Annotated in this window: 20 protein-coding genes; 2 read left to right on the top strand and 18 right to left on the bottom strand. The window is 65.4% G+C overall.

The features are described 5' to 3' along the window. Window positions 1–32 precede the first annotated feature (32 nt). From SCLO_RS18895 to SCLO_RS18810, 18 genes are all read right to left on the bottom strand, one after another. Complete coding sequence (locus SCLO_RS18895; RefSeq protein ID WP_015449261.1) at window positions 33–1,274, bottom strand: MFS transporter; 1,242 nt, start codon at window positions 1,272–1,274, stop codon at window positions 33–35. After that, entirely contained in the window at window positions 1,268–2,254 is a 987-nt protein-coding gene (locus SCLO_RS18890) for a copper resistance protein B (RefSeq protein ID WP_015449262.1), read from the bottom strand. Before SCLO_RS18890 ends, SCLO_RS18895 begins: the two co-directional genes overlap by 7 nt. Next, complete coding sequence (locus SCLO_RS18885) at window positions 2,251–3,957, bottom strand: copper resistance system multicopper oxidase (RefSeq protein WP_015449263.1); 1,707 nt, start codon at window positions 3,955–3,957, stop codon at window positions 2,251–2,253. Before SCLO_RS18885 ends, SCLO_RS18890 begins: the two co-directional genes overlap by 4 nt. 25 nt (window positions 3,958–3,982) lie before the next feature. Further along, on the bottom strand, window positions 3,983–5,008 hold the full coding sequence (adhP, locus tag SCLO_RS18880; RefSeq protein WP_004212676.1) for an alcohol dehydrogenase AdhP: 1,026 nt from the start codon (window positions 5,006–5,008) through the stop codon (window positions 3,983–3,985). 26 nt (window positions 5,009–5,034) lie between these two features. Next, window positions 5,035–6,555 carry an aldehyde dehydrogenase family protein gene (locus tag SCLO_RS18875; protein WP_015449264.1) on the bottom strand — a complete coding sequence of 507 codons (1,521 nt, stop codon included), beginning with the start codon at window positions 6,553–6,555 and terminating at the stop codon, window positions 5,035–5,037. A gap of 252 nt (window positions 6,556–6,807) precedes the next feature. Further along, window positions 6,808–7,137, bottom strand: a complete 330-nt coding sequence (locus SCLO_RS18870) for a hypothetical protein (protein ID WP_066520047.1) — start codon at window positions 7,135–7,137, stop codon at window positions 6,808–6,810. A gap of 147 nt (window positions 7,138–7,284) precedes the next feature. Continuing rightward, on the bottom strand, window positions 7,285–7,686 hold the full coding sequence (locus SCLO_RS23600; RefSeq protein WP_015449265.1) for a hypothetical protein: 402 nt from the start codon (window positions 7,684–7,686) through the stop codon (window positions 7,285–7,287). 318 nt (window positions 7,687–8,004) lie between these two features. Beyond that, on the bottom strand, window positions 8,005–8,295 hold the full coding sequence (locus SCLO_RS18860) for a hypothetical protein (protein ID WP_007406388.1): 291 nt from the start codon (window positions 8,293–8,295) through the stop codon (window positions 8,005–8,007). Between the two features lie 228 nt (window positions 8,296–8,523). Then, on the bottom strand, window positions 8,524–9,747 hold the full coding sequence (locus SCLO_RS18855) for a glycoside hydrolase family 130 protein (RefSeq protein ID WP_066520044.1): 1,224 nt from the start codon (window positions 9,745–9,747) through the stop codon (window positions 8,524–8,526). Between the two features lie 332 nt (window positions 9,748–10,079). After that, entirely contained in the window at window positions 10,080–10,520 is a 441-nt protein-coding gene (locus SCLO_RS18850) for a four-helix bundle copper-binding protein (protein ID WP_015449267.1), read from the bottom strand. 14 nt (window positions 10,521–10,534) lie between these two features. Beyond that, window positions 10,535–10,978: a DUF1622 domain-containing protein gene (locus SCLO_RS18845; RefSeq protein ID WP_007406411.1), complete on the bottom strand. Its 444-nt coding sequence runs from the start codon at window positions 10,976–10,978 to the stop codon at window positions 10,535–10,537. Beyond that, entirely contained in the window at window positions 10,965–11,687 is a 723-nt protein-coding gene (locus SCLO_RS18840) for a hypothetical protein (protein WP_007406380.1), read from the bottom strand. Before SCLO_RS18840 ends, SCLO_RS18845 begins: the two co-directional genes overlap by 14 nt. Then, window positions 11,684–12,412, bottom strand: a complete 729-nt coding sequence (locus SCLO_RS18835; protein ID WP_007406424.1) for a hypothetical protein — start codon at window positions 12,410–12,412, stop codon at window positions 11,684–11,686. The genes SCLO_RS18840 and SCLO_RS18835 overlap by 4 nt, the downstream gene beginning before the upstream one ends. Then, window positions 12,412–14,322, bottom strand: a complete 1,911-nt coding sequence (locus SCLO_RS18830) for a 2Fe-2S iron-sulfur cluster-binding protein (RefSeq protein WP_030089529.1) — start codon at window positions 14,320–14,322, stop codon at window positions 12,412–12,414. The genes SCLO_RS18835 and SCLO_RS18830 overlap by 1 nt, the downstream gene beginning before the upstream one ends. 23 nt (window positions 14,323–14,345) lie before the next feature. Further along, on the bottom strand, window positions 14,346–14,666 hold the full coding sequence (locus tag SCLO_RS18825; protein ID WP_007406382.1) for a hypothetical protein: 321 nt from the start codon (window positions 14,664–14,666) through the stop codon (window positions 14,346–14,348). Window positions 14,667–14,725: 59 nt separating this feature from the next. Continuing rightward, on the bottom strand, window positions 14,726–14,947 hold the full coding sequence (locus tag SCLO_RS18820; RefSeq protein ID WP_007406426.1) for a hypothetical protein: 222 nt from the start codon (window positions 14,945–14,947) through the stop codon (window positions 14,726–14,728). After that, window positions 14,944–15,423 (bottom strand): heavy metal-responsive transcriptional regulator, encoded by a 480-nt coding sequence (locus SCLO_RS18815; RefSeq protein WP_007406417.1) that lies wholly within the window; start codon window positions 15,421–15,423, stop codon window positions 14,944–14,946. Before SCLO_RS18815 ends, SCLO_RS18820 begins: the two co-directional genes overlap by 4 nt. 142 nt (window positions 15,424–15,565) lie before the next feature. After that, window positions 15,566–15,922, bottom strand: coding sequence for a hypothetical protein (locus SCLO_RS18810; RefSeq protein WP_025549152.1), 357 nt, complete (start codon window positions 15,920–15,922; stop codon window positions 15,566–15,568). 243 nt (window positions 15,923–16,165) lie between these two features. Here SCLO_RS18810 and SCLO_RS18805 point away from each other — a divergent pair, with 243 nt between their 5' ends. Both SCLO_RS18805 and SCLO_RS18800 read left to right on the top strand, forming a co-directional pair. After that, complete coding sequence (locus tag SCLO_RS18805; protein ID WP_007406428.1) at window positions 16,166–16,528, top strand: hypothetical protein; 363 nt, start codon at window positions 16,166–16,168, stop codon at window positions 16,526–16,528. A gap of 77 nt (window positions 16,529–16,605) precedes the next feature. Beyond that, window positions 16,606–16,863 (top strand): hypothetical protein, encoded by a 258-nt coding sequence (locus SCLO_RS18800; RefSeq protein WP_007683334.1) that lies wholly within the window; start codon window positions 16,606–16,608, stop codon window positions 16,861–16,863. Window positions 16,864–16,924: the final 61 nt, after the last annotated feature.

Raw genomic sequence — 16,924 nt, 5'->3', positions numbered from 1 at the left:
GATCTATACGCATTGATGCCCCCTACCCCTCATCACGCTGAAGATTTCACGATGGCGCGCGGCCTCCAGGCGAGCGGCAAGGACACAAGCAGCGCCAGCGACAGACCACCAATCCCCCACAAGACTAAGTGCTGCGCCCCGGGAGCGACGACGGCGATCGCCAGCGGCGCGAGCGCCTGCCCGATGCTGGCGGCGGAATGCTGGAGACCGAGCTTCAGACCCGAAGGGGCTGCCGCACCGCTGATCCAGAAGCTGGTGACCAATCGAAGGGTTGCCGAGCTCCAGCCGGCAGCAACGATGATCCCACTGAGTTCGGCCATGCTCGCGGCGACAGGGAACAGGAAGAGCGCCGCAGCCAGCAGGCCGAGCGTCAGCCCCGCAAGCCGCCTCGGCATGGTCACCAGCCAATCGAGCCTCGCATGGAAGATCTGTGCTGCCAGCATGCCCAATCCGCAGAGACTGAGCATCCAGGCGATCTCTTCGCGGCTCAGCGAAATGACGCTCCGCGTCACCAGGAGATTGACATGCATCGCCGCCAGCCCGCCGCCCGCGACGATCGTGACGAAAAGCAGGATCAGCGTCGCGCCGAGCGTCGGCGCGGGCAGGTCTCCGCCATCGATGCAAGGTGCACACCAGCGCGGCAGACGCACGGCGCAAAGCGCCGCCCCGACGGCACCGATGCCGAAAGCGAGGATCATGAGGGGAGCGCGGGGCAGGATCGCGGCCGAGACCTCCGCCACCAGCGGACCGGCGAGATCGCCCAGAAACAAGAAGGCGGTCAGCCAGGTGAAGCGCCGCGCCTGGTCCGCGCGCTCGTTTGCGGCAAAGCTCGCGCAGAGCAAGCCCAACGGTATGATGGCGGCCGACGCCATCCCCGCCACCAGGCGCAATGCATAAAGCTCAGGCAGCCCGACGAGGCCGATCGGCGCGGTCACCAGGGCGAGGATGACCAGCGCTGCGCGCAACATCGCCCGATAGTCGACCCGGTCCGCGATCCAGCCCCAGAGCGGCGCCGCCAGCAAGGCTGCCAGGGGATGGACCGCGGTCAGGCTCGCGACATGAAAATCATGAGCGCTTGACGATAGCGCGCCACGAGCCGGGTCGACCAGTGCCGGAAGGAAGGCGAGAATGGCCGTCTGTCCCGCCGACGCCGCAGCCGCCGCGAGCAACAAGACGAAAAAGGAGGCCGGCCAGCGACCGTTGGCTTGCGATCCAGCCTTGTCACGCGGCGCGTTCGCGGTCGACCCCTCGAGTGGCCATCCGCGGATCACCACCAGGCGCGCAAGCCGATCACCAGCCTGTGTTCGGAAGGCCCTTCCCCGCGCAGGCGACGGAAATCGGCCGTGCCGTCAAATGCGCGCTCCCAGACGAAGCCGATATAGGGCGCGAACTTGCGCGACACCTCGTAGCGCAACCGTCCGCTCAGCTCGACATTGCTGAAGCCGCTGCCGAGCTGCCGATCGCTCGACCGCTTCGAATAGATATTGGTCTCCACCTGCGGCGTAAGGATCAACCGATTGGTGAACAAGACCTCATAGGACGCCTTGGCGCGCGCCGCGAGACGCCCATCGGTTCCTACATAGCCGGTGAGCTGGACGTCGAACCAATAGGGCGCCAGTCCCTCGACGCCGGCGGCCAGCCAGGTGGTCGCACCCTTGCCGAGATCCTGCCTGACCCCGAGCAGCGTGCCCCAGAACGGGTTCTTGCTGTGCCACCACAGCGCCTCGACGCTGCTCTCCGGATCGAGACGTTGGTCGCGGGAGTTCTTGAGCCCCTGGCTGCGCAGCCAGAGCTTGTCATTGTCCTGACCCTTGGTGACGAGCACGGTCCAGCCCACGCCCTGACCCTCGTTGCCGCTGGTGAACTCAAGCTCATCGACAAGTATCTTGGGGATTGAGAGCTTGTCGGCCATCTCATAGCCCGGCAGCGTCGAGTTGCGGTAGCCGTCGGCATAATCGTCCGAGTTGCGCGCGTCCGGCGGGGCCTGGCCGCCCTGCATCGAGCCCATGTCCATCGTGGCGCCGTTACCGGACGCCTTCGTGTCGGTCATATCCATGCCCGGCATGTCCATGCCCGCATGGTCCTGAGAGCCTTGCGCGGAAGGGGTGTGCTGAGCGGGAGTGGCCGTTTGGGCAGGGGTGGCGGCGGGCGACGGGGGCGAGGCATCCTGCGCGAGGGCGGGAGCCGTGATCGCCGGCGCCAGGAAGAGGGCAGCGCCAAGAGCGATGCCGCGCGAGGGGAAAATCCGGATCATGCGACCACCACCTCCCGGAACATGCCGGCCGCCATGTGATAGAGCAGATGGCAGTGGAAGGCCCATCGGCCCATGGCGTCGGCGGTGACGCGGAAGCTCACCCGCTGGGCGGGCTGGACCACGACCGTATGCTTGCGGACCTGGAAGGCGCCGTCCGGGCCTTCGACATCGCTCCACATGCCGTGCAGATGCATCGGATGCGCCATCATCGTGTCGTTGACGAAGGTGACGCGCAGCCGCTCGTTTGGCTTGAAATGAAGCGGCCTGGAATCGTTGAGCTTGATGCCGTCGAGCGACCAGATGAACCGTTCCATATTGCCCGTCAGATGCAGCTCGATGTCGCGCTCGGGCTCGCGCGGGTCGGGATCGCCGCCCGGCGTGCGCAGATCGGCCAGCGTCAGCACGCGCCAGCCGCGCCCGCGCAGCCCGGCGCCGGGATCGTCGAGATTGGTGCGCGGATAGTCGACGCGCATGTCGGTATTGGCGCCATATTCGGTGCGGGCGTGCCGTGCCCTGGCCGGCATCTCGGTCATGCCGTGCCCGGCATGCGCGTCGCCTCCCATTGCGCCCATCGTCGCCATCGCGCCCATCATGTCGACCGGCTCGAGCCAGGTCCGGGCATCGAGCGGCGGCACGGCTGCCGCCATGCCCGGGGCCGGTGCGATCGTGCCACGCGCATAGCCGCTCCGATCGATCGCCTGCGCGAAGATGGTGCGGGCGCCGCCCTCGGGCATGGTGAACTCGACGTCGTAGGTCTCGCCCGGGCCGATCCGGAATTCCTCGACCGTGACCGGCTCGACCGGCTGCCCGTCGGTCGATACGACCGTCAGCTCGACCCCGGGGATCCGCACGTCGAAGAACGTCGCCGTCCCCGCGCCGACGAAGCGCAGGCGCACGCGCTCGCCGGGCGCGGCGATACCGGTCCAGTTGCCGGCGGGCGGCGCGCCGTTCATCAGATAGGTGTAGGTCGCGGCAGAGACATCGCTGTAGTCGGTCGGGTTCATCCGCGAGCTGTTCCACATCCGCCGCCGCTCGAGCGCCTTGCCCAAGCCCATGGTGCCGACATCCTTGAGGAAATCGCCGGCGGTCGGCTGCGCAAAATTATAGTAGCTGCTCTGCTTCTTGAGATTGAGGAAGATCTGCAGCGGCGGCTCGTCCGACCAGTCGCTGAGCACGATGCAATAGTCGCGATCGGGCGCCCGCGCCGTCGGCACCTGTTTTGGCTCCACGATGATCGCTCCATAGAGTCCCGTCTGCTCGGCGAGCGTGTGAGCGTGATACCAGTAGGTTCCGCTCTGGCGGACCTCGAAGCGATAGGTGAAGGTCTCGCCCGGCGCGATGCCGGCAAAGCTGATGCCGGGCACGCCGTCCATCTCCGCCGGCACGATGATGCCGTGCCAATGGATGCTCGACATCTCCTTGAGGCCGTTGCGTACGCGCAGCGTGACCGTGTCGCCTTCGCGCAGGCGCAGGACCGGCGCGGGCACGCTGCCGTTCACGGCGGTCGCGATACGGCGTTTGCCGGTGAAGTTGACCGGCAGCTCGGCGATCTCGAGGTCGAACTCGGTCCCGCTCAGCTCAGCGGGCAAGGTTGGTGCGGATCGCGCGAGAAGCGCCGGGGCGAAACCGGCGACCGCGCCGCCGATCGCCAGCCCCTGGACGAAACGGCGCCGCGCGATCGGCCGGATATGTAAGGGAGACATGAACTGTACTTTCGCGAAGTCGGCTTCAGGCGAGGTCGAGGACGATCCGGCCCTCGATGTCGCCATGATGCATGCGGGAGAAGACGTCGTTGATGTTCTCCAGCTTGTCTGCATGGACCGTGGCCTTGACCTTGCCCTCGCCGGCGAACGCCAGTGCCTCGAGCAGATCGAGCCGCGTGCCGACGATCGAGCCGCGCACGGTAATGCCGTTCAGCACGGTGTCGAAGATCGACAACGGGAAGTCGCCCGGCGGCAGGCCGTTGAGCGCGACCGTGCCGCCGCGCCGGACCATGCCGAGCGCCTGCTGGAACGCCTTGGGCGAAACGGCGGTCACCAGCGCCCCGTGCGCGCCGCCAATGGCTTTCTTGAGCGCTGCCGAAGGGTCCTCGTTGCGCGCGTTGACCGTCAGTGTGGCGCCAAGGCGTGTAGCGAGGTCGAGCTTGCTATCGTCGATGTCGACCGCGGCCACATTGAGACCCATGGCTCGGGCATATTGCACCGCCATGTGGCCGAGCCCGCCAATGCCGGAGACGACCACCCACTCGCCGGGTCGGGCCTCGGTGGCCTTCAATCCCTTGTAGACGGTGACGCCCGCGCAGAGGATCGGCGCAATGTCGAGGAAGTCGACATTGTCGGGAAGGTGACCAACATAGTTGGGATCGGCGAGGACATATTCGGCAAAGCTGCCATTGACCGAATAGCCGGTGTTCTGCTGTTCGTGGCAAAGCGTCTCCCAGCCACCCAGGCAATGCACGCAGTGCCCGCAGGCGGTGTAGAGCCAGGGCACACCGACCCGGTCGCCTTCCTTCACATGGGTGACGCCGGCACCAACGGCGGCGACATGCCCGACGCCCTCATGGCCAGGAATGAAGGGCGGGTTGGGCTTGACCGGCCAGTCCCCTTCTGCCGCGTGCAGGTCGGTATGGCACACGCCGGTTGCCGCAATCTTGACCAGGACCTGCCCGGGGCCGACCGTCGGGATCGGCGCGTCCTCGATGACGAGGGGCTTGCCAAATTCGCGGACGACCGCCGCCTTCATGGTTTTCGCCATGTCCGTTTCTCCTTTTAAGCGGGGGGTCAGAATAGGCCGAGCGCGTGCTCGTCATAGGAGACGAGCAGATTCTTGGTCTGCTGATAATGATCGAGCATCATCCGGTGGTTTTCACGCCCGAAGCCCGATGCCTTGTATCCGCCGAAGGCGGCATGGGCGGGGTACTGATGATAGCAGTTGGTCCAGACCCGCCCGGCCTCGATCGCGCGGCCGAGCCGGTAGGCGGTGTTGCCGCTCCGGGTCCAGACGCCCGCGCCAAGACCGTAGGCGGTGTCATTGGCAAGTGCGATCGCCTCCTCGACCGTCTTGAACGTGGTGACCGACAGGACGGGACCGAAGATCTCCTCCTGGAAGATGCGCATGTGGTTCTGACCCACGAACACGGTCGGCTGCACGAAATAGCCCTGGTCGAGCGCACCGCCCGGCAGCGCCCTGGCGCCACCGACCAGACACTGCGCGCCCTCGGCCTTGCCGATATCGATATAGCCCAGGATCTTGTGGAGCTGGTCCTCCGACGCCTGCGCGCCGACCTGGACCGACGGGTCGAGCGGATCGCCCTGGCGGATCGCGGCGACGCGCGCCACGGCGCGCTCGATGAAGCGGTCGAAGATCGACTCATGGATCAGGGCGCGCGACGGGCAGGTACAGACCTCGCCCTTGTTGAAGGCGAACAAAGTAAAGCCTTCGAGCGCCTTGTCGAAGAAGGCATCGTCCTCGTCGAGCACGTCCGCCATGAAGATGTTGGGCGACTTGCCGCCAAGCTCCATCGTCTGGGGGATCAGATGGTCCGCCGCGGCGTGCATGATCTGCTTGCCGGTGACGGTCTCGCCGGTGAACGAGACCTTGGCGATGCGCGGATTGGCGGCGATCGCCTGGCCAACGGTCCGTCCCGGGCCGGTAACGACATTGAGCACGCCGGGCGGCAGGATGTCGGCGGTGAGCTCGGCGAACATCAGCAAGGTGAGCGGCGTCTGGGATGCGGGTTTGATGACGGTGCAGTTGCCCGCCGCCAGCGCCGGGGCGATCTTCCACGCCGCCATCAGCAGCGGGAAGTTCCACGGGATGATCTGGCCGACGACGCCGAGCGGCTCGCGGAAATGATAGGCGATGGTGTCCGCATCGATCGTCGAGATGCCGCCTTCCTCCGCCCGGATGCAGCCGGCGAAGTAGCGGAAATGGTCGATCGCGAGCGGCACGTCGGCAGCGCGCGTCTCGCGGATCGGCTTGCCATTGTCGATCGTCTCGGCAAGTGCCAGCAACTCCAGATTGTCTTCGAGCCGGTCGGCGACGCGATTGAGAATCCTGGCGCGTTCGGCGGGCGCGATCCTTGCCCATTGATCCTTGGCGGCGTGCGCCGCATCGAGCGCGCGCTCGACATCTTCCGGCGTCGACAGCGCGAACTCTGCGATCTGGGCGCCATTGATCGGGCTCGTGTCGGCGAAATACTCGCCGCCCGCAGGAGCGCTCCAGCGGCCTCCGATGAAATTATCATAGCGGTGTCGGAAGGAGGCCGCCGCGTTAATGGTCCCGATCGCCTTCTCGAACATAACCTGACTCCATCTCTATCGATGGCCTGACGGAGTAATCTCTTTGCCCGGGTGGCCTATAAGTAAGTTCCGCAGAAGGTAGTCTGGTATCGGGGTCGCGGGCTTGAGGGTCAGACACGCCAACAGAGCCGATGACTATTCATCGACTCCTGAACGTATTCGCGCACGCCTGATCGGAATTATGCCGAGACAGGCGTTACTCGGCCGAGTCTTCTTTTGGCGAGGGCGGCGCTTGGCATTCCAATTCTGGCGTTACGCCCGGACGCGCTTTAGGCTCACCCAATCGCCTTTCTGAAGCGTCCCGTCCCTCACGCGGAAATGAGCATAATGGTCGTCGAAAATCTGGTCGACTTCGACATGACCGACAAGACGGCGGTGGCGCGGCGTTGCGTGATAGACTTCGAGTATCTGCCCGATGTGCGCGCCATCGGCCTTACCCAGGCCGGCCACTGTGCCGCCCGCATCCATACGGACGATCTTGCCGCGCATGAACAAGCTATGGCCGATACCCTGTGCGAGGAGCGGCGTGCTGCCAAAGAGCAGAAAGCCAACAGCAGCACCGACGCCAAGATGTTTTCGCATCGCTGTTTCCTCTGTCAAGTCAGACGCTCGGACCCGGTTTTGAAAGCTGGGAGCACGGGGCGACGCTGGGCATCGTCAAAGAACTGGCCCGCCGCGGGGGAACGGCGGGCCCTCAGCCCCTGGGGTCTGTTCTCGGGGCTGGAAACCTCACATGTCGCTCATCGGCTTGTCGGCCATGGGCTTGGCGGTCTTCTTCTTCGCCGCCGGCTTGGCCTTCTTCATCGGCATCTTGCAGCAGCCACTCTTCGCCTTACCGGCCATGCCCGAGCCGTTCGATGCAGGCGAGCCGCCGGACATGCCGGCCATCCCCGACATGCCCTGTTGATCCTGCTGGGCCGGTTGCCCCTGCTGCTTCTGCGCGCCGGCCTGATGATCCTTCATCATCTGATCGTGCATCTGCTGCCCGCCATGATCCATGCCCTGCTGGTGGGCATGGGCCGGCGCAGCCTGCGCGGGCGCGGGCGTCGACTGGGCGAGAGCGGTGCCGGCGGCGAAGGTTAGCGTCGCGAAGAGGCTGACGGGCGCCGCGAGAAATGTCGTCTGTCGCATTGAGGGTCTCCGAGTGTTCTTCCTGTTGCCCGATCGACGTTCCGATCCCGGCAATTCCGAAGCTTCAATGCTGCTAGCGAGACGCTGTCTGTATACGTAAGTTACGAATCGAAATCCGATCGGCCGTGTGCCTGCTGGAGCAGGCGCGTAAAATGATGATCCGGGATCGATCAAAAATGTGACCCGGCCTGGTTTTCTCGTCCTGAGACCGGCCAGAAAAGCGATTGGCCCGCCGTGGGAACGGCGGACCAAGGCTTCGGTTGAAAGCGGCCATGATCTTGTCCGTCAACCTTGTCGTCTGATGGAATGATGGCAGGGTCAGCAACCACCGTCCGACCTGTGTGACATGCCGGAGGCGCCGTCCTGGTCCTGCGAATCCCGCATCGCCATTCGATGGCCCTGCATCATCTGGCCGTGCATCTGCTCCTTACCGTGAGCCATGCCCTGCATGTGGGCAGGATCGGGCTGGGCAGGCGCCGGCCTGGCCTTGAGGGTCTCCTCAAGATCGGGCATGCCCGGCGGCATCCCGTCCGCCAGCACCGGTCCGGCACTGACGGCGAGGAAGCCGAGAGCTGCGAGCGAAGCGATCATTGCCGTCTTCTTGCGCAAGTATCCATTCCTTCAAGTCTGGGTTTCCCGTTCGATCGAGCATATGCCCGGTCGATTGTCGCCCCTTCCGGAGCTTGCCCGTGAAATGGTGTCACCTTCCGCCTTGCTGTATACGTAATGTGCGAAGTCCGTCTCTGAGATGGCCATAAATTATCGCACTGGCATCGTTGTTGTGCCGATGTGTAACTATGGTTCGGACTCGAGAGCAGGACAGGTCGGCAACAGTGACTAATCCATGGCGGCCAGCAGACGCTCGAGAGGAATAGTGGCAAAAGTGGTGAAGCTGTCAGCAATGGCATAAGGCAGTACCAGCACCCGATTATGTACCATCGCGCCGCAGCTGTAGGCTACGTTTGGCACATAACCTTCGCGCTCATCCATGTCCGACCGCAAAAGCGGTAGCTTCGTCCGCGCCAGCAGCTTCGAGGGATCGTCACGGTCCAGCAGGCACGCCCCGATGCAATAGTTCCGAACGGCGCCGACTCCATGAGTTACGACCAGCCAGCCTTCGTCGATCTCGATCGGCGATCCGCAATTACCGATCTGGACAAACTCCCAAGGCCAGCGAGGTTCGATGGCTTTCGCTCCGCCACTCCAGTCGTGAATGTCCGCGGACGTCAGGAACCAGATATTTTCGTTATCCTCGCGCCCAAGCATGGCAAAGTGCCCGGCAATGCGTCGGGGGAAAAGCGCCATGCCCTTGCTACCGGTGGCATCCCCACGCAGCGGTCTGAGTTCGAATGTCCGGAAGTCCGGCGTGGACAACAACTCCTGCCGGACGGACTGGCCGCTAAATGCCGTATATGTACCGAAATGGGTGGCTCGGCCATCGTCGTCCAGGAAGCGGACCAAGCGAAGGTCTTCGATGCCACCACGCTGGCTGGGGGTTGTCGGAAAGATCACGATCTCCGAGAGATCGTGGCTGCCATCGCACTTGATCCGAATGCCCGCGTCCGGCCCGTCCTCGCCGGAGATGTTTTCAGTCTCCAGCACGAGCGGCATGGGGCTCGGAGGATTGATTGCTATGGTTCCGTCCGCGGCGCAAAACCCGGTGCGAAAGGTGACGGAGGAGATATGCCCCTCGCCCACGCCTCGCAGGGAAAGAATGAATCGGAGAGAGTTTTCAGGTACAGCAGACTGATCAGGATGCAGGACGATGCTCGGATTGAAAAGCGCTGCTGCCTCATAGGAATATTCGTTGCAAAAATGGGCACCGATCAAGAGCGCCTGTTCATGGGTGACCTCGCAATCACAGACGATGATGCCATCAACCTCGTGGAACCGCCGCAAAAACAGGGACGGAACCTCACGATGCCTTCCCGAGAAATCATCAAGAATGCGTTGCAACTCATCGTGGAGCGATGCTGGGTCGAGCGCCAGGACGCGGTCGGCGATGCGCTGCGCACGTGGCTGATCCGGTACCGCATATTTATAGGTTTCCGTCGACGGCATATAGGGTCTGATCACTACCCTTGCTGGATTGGGGCGGAGCAATTCGGGTAGCCGGTTGACAAATTCGGCGGTTGACACTGACTTCTCCAATACAGATCGACCGTGGAGCGTTCACGCAATCGTAAAGATGGTGCTCGGCATTACCCGACTATCGGGTGGCGGCACGGAAGGCTCCGGCGATGGCGGGTGCGATGATTTCCGCCGTTGCCGGATACTCGGACTTTGTGCCACGTGCCATGATCGCTGTCCTGGCGTAGTTGTCGGACACACAAGCTGTGACCGGGGGCTCTGGCCTGAACGTGACTATGTGGGGCACGTGCGAAGCGCGCCGCTCAGCTCGACATGTCCGCCATCGTTCGGCAGCTCGCCGCGCATTTCTTGCAGGTGGCCGAGCAACGCGCGATCCGCTGGTCCGCGCTATGGCGTCCGCATTCCTCGGCGCAGCGCTCGCAAGCGTCGGCGCAGGCGCGGCAGACGATGCGGTGCAGGGCAGATTCCCGCAGCATCGAGTTGGCGGTCGCCTGGCACAGTTCCGCACAGTCGTTCAGCATGGCGATCAGCGACGCCGTAGCTGACGCGCCGCCTTGCTTCGTCAGCCAAGCGGCGGTTTCCAGGCACATGCGGTGCGAAGCCACGCAATCGTCGATGCAGTCCGTCATCGACATCGCCATCCCTTCCATTCGATGCTGCTGCGCCGCCGCCGGCACAGCCAGCGTTCCGGCGGCGGCAAGGCCGGCGCCGGCCATCAGCAATTCGCGTCTCTCGATCATCATGCACCTCCCATCTGCTATCCCTTGAGCGCTGTGCCGCATCCGGCGGCCTCAGCCGTCGCAGGCGACCCATCCGACGCCGCACGCGCCTTCTCCCGCGCCATCCGGGTTTCCTCCCAGGGCCAGTGGCCGTTGATCTCGACCCCGAGCGAGATGCTCAGGAAGGTCCGCACCAGCACCAGCCCGGCCAGAACGATGAGATCGTCGAGCGTTGGGTTGATCACCAGCGACTTGACGATGTCGCCGGCGACCAGAAATTCCAGGCCGAGCAGGATGCTGCGGCCGAGCGCCGAGCGGAACGCGCTATAGGCCTCGGTTCGGTCGCCCGCCCTCGCCCGCCGCGCAAACAGAAAGGTTGCGAGCCCCGCGCCGACCAGGATGGTCAGCGTGCCCGCCAGTTCCAGGCCGATCACCGCGAGCCGGAAGAAGGCGCTCAGCCAGTCGGCCTCAATGGTGATCATACCAGCCTCGCTTGCGGATATTGTTGAAGCTGTCGGTGGCGTGACAGGCATAGCATTGGTCGACGCGCGCCTTCGATCCGGCTGCGCGCTGCGAGACCATGCTGAAATGCTCCATGAAGTGACTCGGCGGCGCCTTGTGGCACTCGGCGCACTGCGTCGAATTGACCGATGGATGGCGGTAATTGGCGATCTTCCAGCTGTCGGTCTTGTGGCAGCTCGCGCAGTCGGTGCCGAACAGGCCCTGGTGCGGATCGCGGAACGCATGGCAGCTCGCGCAATTGAGCGCGGTCTCGGGGGTCAGGCTTCGAGTGTTTGTCGACATGCCCGCCAAAGGCTGCCGCCACTTCGCCATGTCGAGCAACGCGGCGTGATCCATGCGGATGATGCCGCGCTCTCCCTCATGTTCGACGTGGCAGGAGGTGCACTGCGTCGCTTTCGCGTGGAACTGCGTCGACTGCTTCGTCCCGAAATCGGTGCCCGCATGGCAGGTGAGACAGGTCCGGGTTTCGACGCCCTTGCCCGGCGTGTGGCAGGCCGTGCATTGGCCGGCAAAGGACTGGTGCGCGCTCGAGAGCGGGCCGGGCGAGACGAGCTGCGCCACCAGGCCGGCATCCCTCGGCGCGTCCGATCGCATCCGGATCGCGACCGCGGCGACCATCACCAGCAGGGCTGCGATGAAGACGGCGTAGGAAAGACGCTGCCAGCTCATAGCCAGCGCAGCCCGTAATAGATCGCCGCGCCGACGTGGAGCGCGAGCAGCGCGAAGATGAGACAGCCCAGCAGGATGTGCAGGAACCGCCACCGCGCGAACAGGGTGTTGGTTGCCTCTTCGGCACGGATCGCGAATTCGGTATCGGCCAGCGCTGCGGCGATCCCCGCCTTGTCCTGGGGGCGCTGGCCCGCGGACGCATCCCCGGCGACGAACAGATAGCGCTTCCAGCCCGACAGCGGCGGGGCTGCGGTATCGGCCTGCGTCGGCGCCGCCGGCTCCTCGAGGAAGGCGGCGCGAAGCGAGGCCAGTTCTGACCTGCGTCCGCGCAGCGCCCGACCAAGCTGGGCAAGCAGGTAGCGGCCGATGAAGCCGGTGATGACCGTCATCAGCAGGAGGACGGTCAGAAGCAGGCCGACCGGGCTTTCGAGCTTGTGCGCGGCGTGGACCAGACCCAGGATCGGCGCCAGCACGCCGGCATAGATGTGGATGGCGAGCAGGGTTGGCTTGCTGACGACCCGGGAGAGCGCCTTGTCGACCCAGGCGATGTGCTTGGCCGCGACATAAGGAAGCGTCAGCAGCATCAGCACGAGCGCTGCGATCCCGATGATCCCGCCGGCCAGGCTACCCGGAAAGCGGGGCGACACATGCACGAGATAGCCGAACGGGAACAGCAGCAGGAACGCGACCAGCAGGCCCACGGCAATGTCGCTGCGTTCGCGCATCAGGCTTCGACCACGAGCGGCGTGCCCGTCCCCTTCGCCTGGCACGCGAGCACATAGCCTTGCGCCTTGTCGGCGGGCGCAAGGCCGGATTCGACCTCCATCGTCACTTCGCCCTGCAGCAGCTTGACCACGCAGGCGCCGCATGTGCCCGCACGGCATGCATAGGGGATCTCGACGCCCGCGCCCTCGGCCGCCTCCAGCACGGTCTCGTCCGCGGGCAAGGCCGCCGACACCCCCGACACGGAGAAGGTCACCGTGCTCGGCGCCACCTCGGCGCTCGGGGCCGGCTTATCCGCTGGCGGGGGCGCGGGCTTGACCTCGAGATCCTCGTGGTCGGCCGGCAGCGAGGCCGGACCGAACGCCTCGGTGTGCAGCTGCGCTTCGGGGACGCCGAGTTCCGCCAGCACGCCGCGCATCGCGCCCATCATCGCCGGCGGGCCGCACATATGGATGCGCCGGCTCGCGATCTCCGGCACCGCGGCCAGGATCATCTCGCGCGTGATCGGCCCTTCGGGGCCCATCCAGACGGTGCCGGGCGCGCGCTGCATCGCGGCGACGACATGGAGGTTGGGAAAACGGCGTTCGAGCCGCTCGAGCTCGTCGCGGAACACGAATTCCTCGGTCGACCGTGCGCCGTAGAAGAAGAAGATATCACCCTTCCACGCGGTGTCGGTGAGATAGCGCAGCACCGACATCATCGGGGTGATGCCGACCCCGCCCGCGATCAGCACGATGCTCTGGGCATCCGTTCCCGTGAAGGTGAAGGCGCCGAACGGTCCGCTGACCTTCAGCAGATCGTCGGCGACGACCTTGTCGTGCAGGTATCGCGAGACCACGCCCTGCTCCTCGCGCTTGACCGTCAGTTCGACATAGGCCCGCTGGGTCGGCGAAGAGGCGATCGTGTAGGAACGGCGCGCGGTCTTGCCCGCTTCGGGCTCTACCTCGACCTGCAGGAACTGGCCCGGCAGGAAGTCGAACGGCAGCCGGTCGGCGGTCGGGTCCGCGAGCCGGAAGGTCAGCACGCTCGGCGTCTCTCGCACGATCTGGACCACGCGCAGCTGCCCCGCCCAGCTTTTGGGCTTGCGCAGCGACGCCCCAGCGGGTGCGGCCGCATTGCTCGGCGCGAGCCCGGCGCTGTCGGCAACGGGTGCAGGCGCGGGCGCAACCCTGGTAGCGGGAGGGGCAGCCTTCGGCTCCGGCTTTGCTGGAACCTTGGCGGTGGCGACACCGCCGGCGATCGCCCCGATCCGCCGCAGGCGGAAGATCTGCAGCGCGATAAGCGTGGCGCTCACCAGCCCCAGGAACAGCATGAGAAGGAGGTGCGAGGGCGAGATGCCGAACCAGTGATCGGCATGGCCGGGCGCGGCCTGGTCGATGTCGAGCTGATCGCGCAGCCAGGCAAGCCCGACCTCCCGGGGCGGCTGCAAGCCCCCGATCGCGCCCTGCGCGGCGGTGCCGGAGCGGAACAGGTCGGTTCCCTCGCGCAGGCGCCGCGCCGCATCGAGCCGGGCCGAGACCGTGGTCGCACGCGCGCCGTCGGCCGAGGCGGCGTTGATCATCGCCAGACCCGTGCTTACCCGTTCGCCGGCCTGCGCAGCGACCCGCTGCCTTGCCGCTTCGTCAAGCGCGGGAAAGGCGAGCAGCTGCGAGATGAAGCCGGTCCGGCGCGATTCGTGGCCGTGCTCATTCTCCCCTTCCCCATTGATCATGCGATCCATCATGGGGTTCATCATCTTCGCCATGTCCGACGACCCCGGCTCTGCCGGTGCGGACATGCCCCCGCCGGCCGGCATGCCTGCGCCATGATGCGCGGCATGATCCTCGCCCTCCTGCGCGCCCGCGCTCGCGGACAGGCTGAGAGCGATTGCGCAGCCGAGGCTCAAGCGTCGAAGGCTGATCCGCCTGGACATCCTCATCCCCTTAGTGTGCGAGCCTACATATCCTTCATCGGCATCGCCGCATTGCCCGGCGCGGGATCGGGTGCCGGCGCGGTCTGGTTGCCGGCCCCGGCGCGCATCGCGTCATGGTCCATCGCCTGACGGTGATGCCGCTCCATCTCGGCCTGGTTGCTCATCGCGTCCATCGGCGCCGCGTCTGCAGCGTTGCCGCTGTCGGTCAGGACCGGGGTGGCGGCGACGCTGTTCGCCGCGGGCGGCACCGTCTGGTCGGCCTGGCGGTCGCAGCCCGAAAGCGCGAGCGCCAGCAACAGGCTTCCGCCGACAAGTGGAAGGGCTTTCTTCGCATGGTCGATCATGGCTTTGCTCCTTGGCTTGAAAACTGTGTCCGGGCGCCATCCCTGGCGTCCGGACCGGCTCATTGCGCGCTGCGCAGAATCCGGAGACACCGGTCGTGCGAGAGGTTCATCGGGTTGCGCCCCTGCCCCTTCATCTCGCCATGATCATGCGGCGTCTGGAGACCCATATTGCCCTCCATCGCCCGGCAACTCTCGACCTGCGCCGAGGTCGGCCGCGTGGTCACACAGGCGCCTAGAAGCAGCGCCGGCGTGAGGACGGCGATCAAACGCATTTTCTTCATGACAAAACCCCTTTCGCTCGTGGTGATCGTTCGTCCTGCGCTGCCTGATGTTTCTTGTTATGCTGCTGGTCTTTCCGCCGCGCCGTCAGGAAGGCGAGGATCGGGCAATCGGAGACCGGCACTTCGCCCGGGCATTCGTCGGCGAGCATCCGCAGCATGTCGCGGATATCCGACAGGCGCTCGAGCCGGGCTTCGGCGTCCGCGATCTTGGCAAGCGTGATATCGAGCACGGCCTGGGCATGCGCGGTGTCCGACGCCCTGAGCGCCAGCAGCTGCCGGGCCTGTTCGAGTGTGAAACCAAGCTCCTGCGCCGAGCGGATGAAATTGACGCGCTCGAGGTCGGTCGCGTCGTAGAGCCTGTAGCCCGCTGCCGTGCGCGCGGGCTCGCGCAGCAGGCCCATCCGCTCATAATAGCGGATCGTATCCCGCCCCACGCCTGCGGCCGCGGCCAGTTCGCCGATCTTGAAATTGCCCATGTCATCCGCTCGATCATGCCGGTAGGACCATGGTCCAGGGTCAAGCGGTTTCGCCTCGATCCCGAACGGTCCGTTGCCGCCGGCAACCCGCTGCCCCGATGCCTCGCATCAGGGCAGCGTGTGCCGCCGGGCCACCGGCGCGTCAGTTCTTGCGAAGCTCGACGATGTCGTGCTTGGCAGGCGTACCGTCGGCGACGGACACATGCGCGAAGTGATCATCGAAGATATGATCGATCGTCACATGGCCGACGAGCTGGCGGTGATAGGTCGGCGCCACGCCCTTGGACGGACCCGGATGGGTCACGACGCGATAGACCTCGAGCTTCTGGCCGACCTCGGCGCCATCGGCCTTGCCGATGCAGACGACCGTGCCGTTGCTGCCCGTGTCGACGATCGAGCCGCGCATGAACAGGCTGTGCCCGATGCCCTGGGCCATAGCGGGGACGGCAGCAAGCATCGAAATGCCGGCAAGCGCGACCATGAGAGTTTTTCTGACCATATTCACCTCCTTGGATGGTAAGCCACCGCCCGGACTTTGCCGAGGGGAAGAGCGTCTCTTCAGGCTTGGGACTACGGTCCCGGGTCCAGCCTCGATATACGTAGAGGCCGCAGCCGATCTTCTTCCCCGGGCCGGATCTTTATTGACGCGGAGTTGACGGAATCAGCCGTCAGCACTTCAAAATCCGCGCGGCGCGAGACTTTGGTTGGCTGCGCCCGCGAAACCCGCTAGATATCGAGGCCCGTGAAACGCCTGCTCGCCCTCCTGCTCGTCATCGGAGCGCTGTCCGGTCTCTTCGGAGCCCAGATGGCGGCCGCGCACAGCGTGCCGCAGGCGGCAGGCGCGCCGCTGGCCAAGGGCATGGATGCGGACTGCATGGCGATGATGGCCAAGCAGCAGCCTGCGCCCAGCGAAAAGCCCTGCAAGGGCCTGACGCTCGATTGCATCGCCGCGATGGGGTGCGTGATCCCGCTGGTCGCAGCGGACCTGGCAGGCGGCGTTGCGCCTGCGCGTCTCTACGACGCGCCCAGCTTCTGGACGACCGACACGATATTGACCGGCAAGGCGGTTGCGCCCGAGCCGGATCCTCCCACCAGCCTTGCCTGATTGAACGAGCACGGGCTGCGCGCATCGATCGATGCGTGCGCGCCCGGTTTCCTTCTTTTCAGTCAAAGGTTTTCGTGATGATCAAACTGCTTCCGGCCGCCCTTGTGGCGGCCCTCAGTCTCGCCGCGCCTGCGCTTGCAACCGACGCGAGCCGCACGCCGCAAGGCCATTGGGAATGGCGGTCGGCGCCGCAATATGGTCCGCGGGCGACTGGCCCTGCGCGTGTCCGCATATGGGTGCCCGACAGCCGGGACATGGCCAGCTGCGATTGCGCGATGATGCAGGCAAGCGCCGCCGACTGCATGCGCGGCGCAGTCAGGTCGGACAAGGGCTAAACCCGCTCCGGAGCGGCGCGTCACATCTTGGCGCGCCGCCTCTGTCATGAGGGGATGATAT

The sequence above is a fragment of the Sphingobium cloacae genome, from assembly GCF_002355855.1.
GTDB classification, from domain to species: domain Bacteria; phylum Pseudomonadota; class Alphaproteobacteria; order Sphingomonadales; family Sphingomonadaceae; genus Sphingobium; species Sphingobium cloacae.
Note: the sequence above shows the minus strand (reverse complement) of the source record. Positions and strands in the feature narration are given on the sequence as shown.

Excerpts from the sequence above, each read along its gene's own strand:
- SCLO_RS18890 (WP_015449262.1), bottom strand. The coding sequence starts at position 2,254 with ATGATCCGGATTTTCCCCTCGCGCGGCATCGCTCTTGGCGCTGCCCTC.
- SCLO_RS18885 (WP_015449263.1), bottom strand. The coding sequence starts at position 3,957 with ATGTCTCCCTTACATATCCGGCCGATCGCGCGGCGCCGTTTCGTCCAG.
- adhP (WP_004212676.1), bottom strand. The coding sequence starts at position 5,008 with ATGGCGAAAACCATGAAGGCGGCGGTCGTCCGCGAATTTGGCAAGCCC.
- SCLO_RS18875 (WP_015449264.1), bottom strand. The coding sequence starts at position 6,555 with ATGTTCGAGAAGGCGATCGGGACCATTAACGCGGCGGCCTCCTTCCGA.
- SCLO_RS18870 (WP_066520047.1), bottom strand. The coding sequence starts at position 7,137 with ATGCGAAAACATCTTGGCGTCGGTGCTGCTGTTGGCTTTCTGCTCTTT.
- SCLO_RS23600 (WP_015449265.1), bottom strand. The coding sequence starts at position 7,686 with ATGCGACAGACGACATTTCTCGCGGCGCCCGTCAGCCTCTTCGCGACG.
- SCLO_RS18855 (WP_066520044.1), bottom strand. The coding sequence starts at position 9,747 with ATGCCGTCGACGGAAACCTATAAATATGCGGTACCGGATCAGCCACGT.
- SCLO_RS18850 (WP_015449267.1), bottom strand. The coding sequence starts at position 10,520 with ATGATGATCGAGAGACGCGAATTGCTGATGGCCGGCGCCGGCCTTGCC.
- SCLO_RS18845 (WP_007406411.1), bottom strand. The coding sequence starts at position 10,978 with ATGATCACCATTGAGGCCGACTGGCTGAGCGCCTTCTTCCGGCTCGCG.
- SCLO_RS18840 (WP_007406380.1), bottom strand. The coding sequence starts at position 11,687 with ATGAGCTGGCAGCGTCTTTCCTACGCCGTCTTCATCGCAGCCCTGCTG.
- SCLO_RS18835 (WP_007406424.1), bottom strand. The coding sequence starts at position 12,412 with ATGCGCGAACGCAGCGACATTGCCGTGGGCCTGCTGGTCGCGTTCCTG.
- SCLO_RS18830 (WP_030089529.1), bottom strand. The coding sequence starts at position 14,322 with ATGTCCAGGCGGATCAGCCTTCGACGCTTGAGCCTCGGCTGCGCAATC.
- SCLO_RS18825 (WP_007406382.1), bottom strand. The coding sequence starts at position 14,666 with ATGATCGACCATGCGAAGAAAGCCCTTCCACTTGTCGGCGGAAGCCTG.
- SCLO_RS18820 (WP_007406426.1), bottom strand. The coding sequence starts at position 14,947 with ATGAAGAAAATGCGTTTGATCGCCGTCCTCACGCCGGCGCTGCTTCTA.
- SCLO_RS18815 (WP_007406417.1), bottom strand. The coding sequence starts at position 15,423 with ATGGGCAATTTCAAGATCGGCGAACTGGCCGCGGCCGCAGGCGTGGGG.
- SCLO_RS18810 (WP_025549152.1), bottom strand. The coding sequence starts at position 15,922 with ATGGTCAGAAAAACTCTCATGGTCGCGCTTGCCGGCATTTCGATGCTT.
- SCLO_RS18800 (WP_007683334.1), top strand. The coding sequence starts at position 16,606 with ATGATCAAACTGCTTCCGGCCGCCCTTGTGGCGGCCCTCAGTCTCGCC.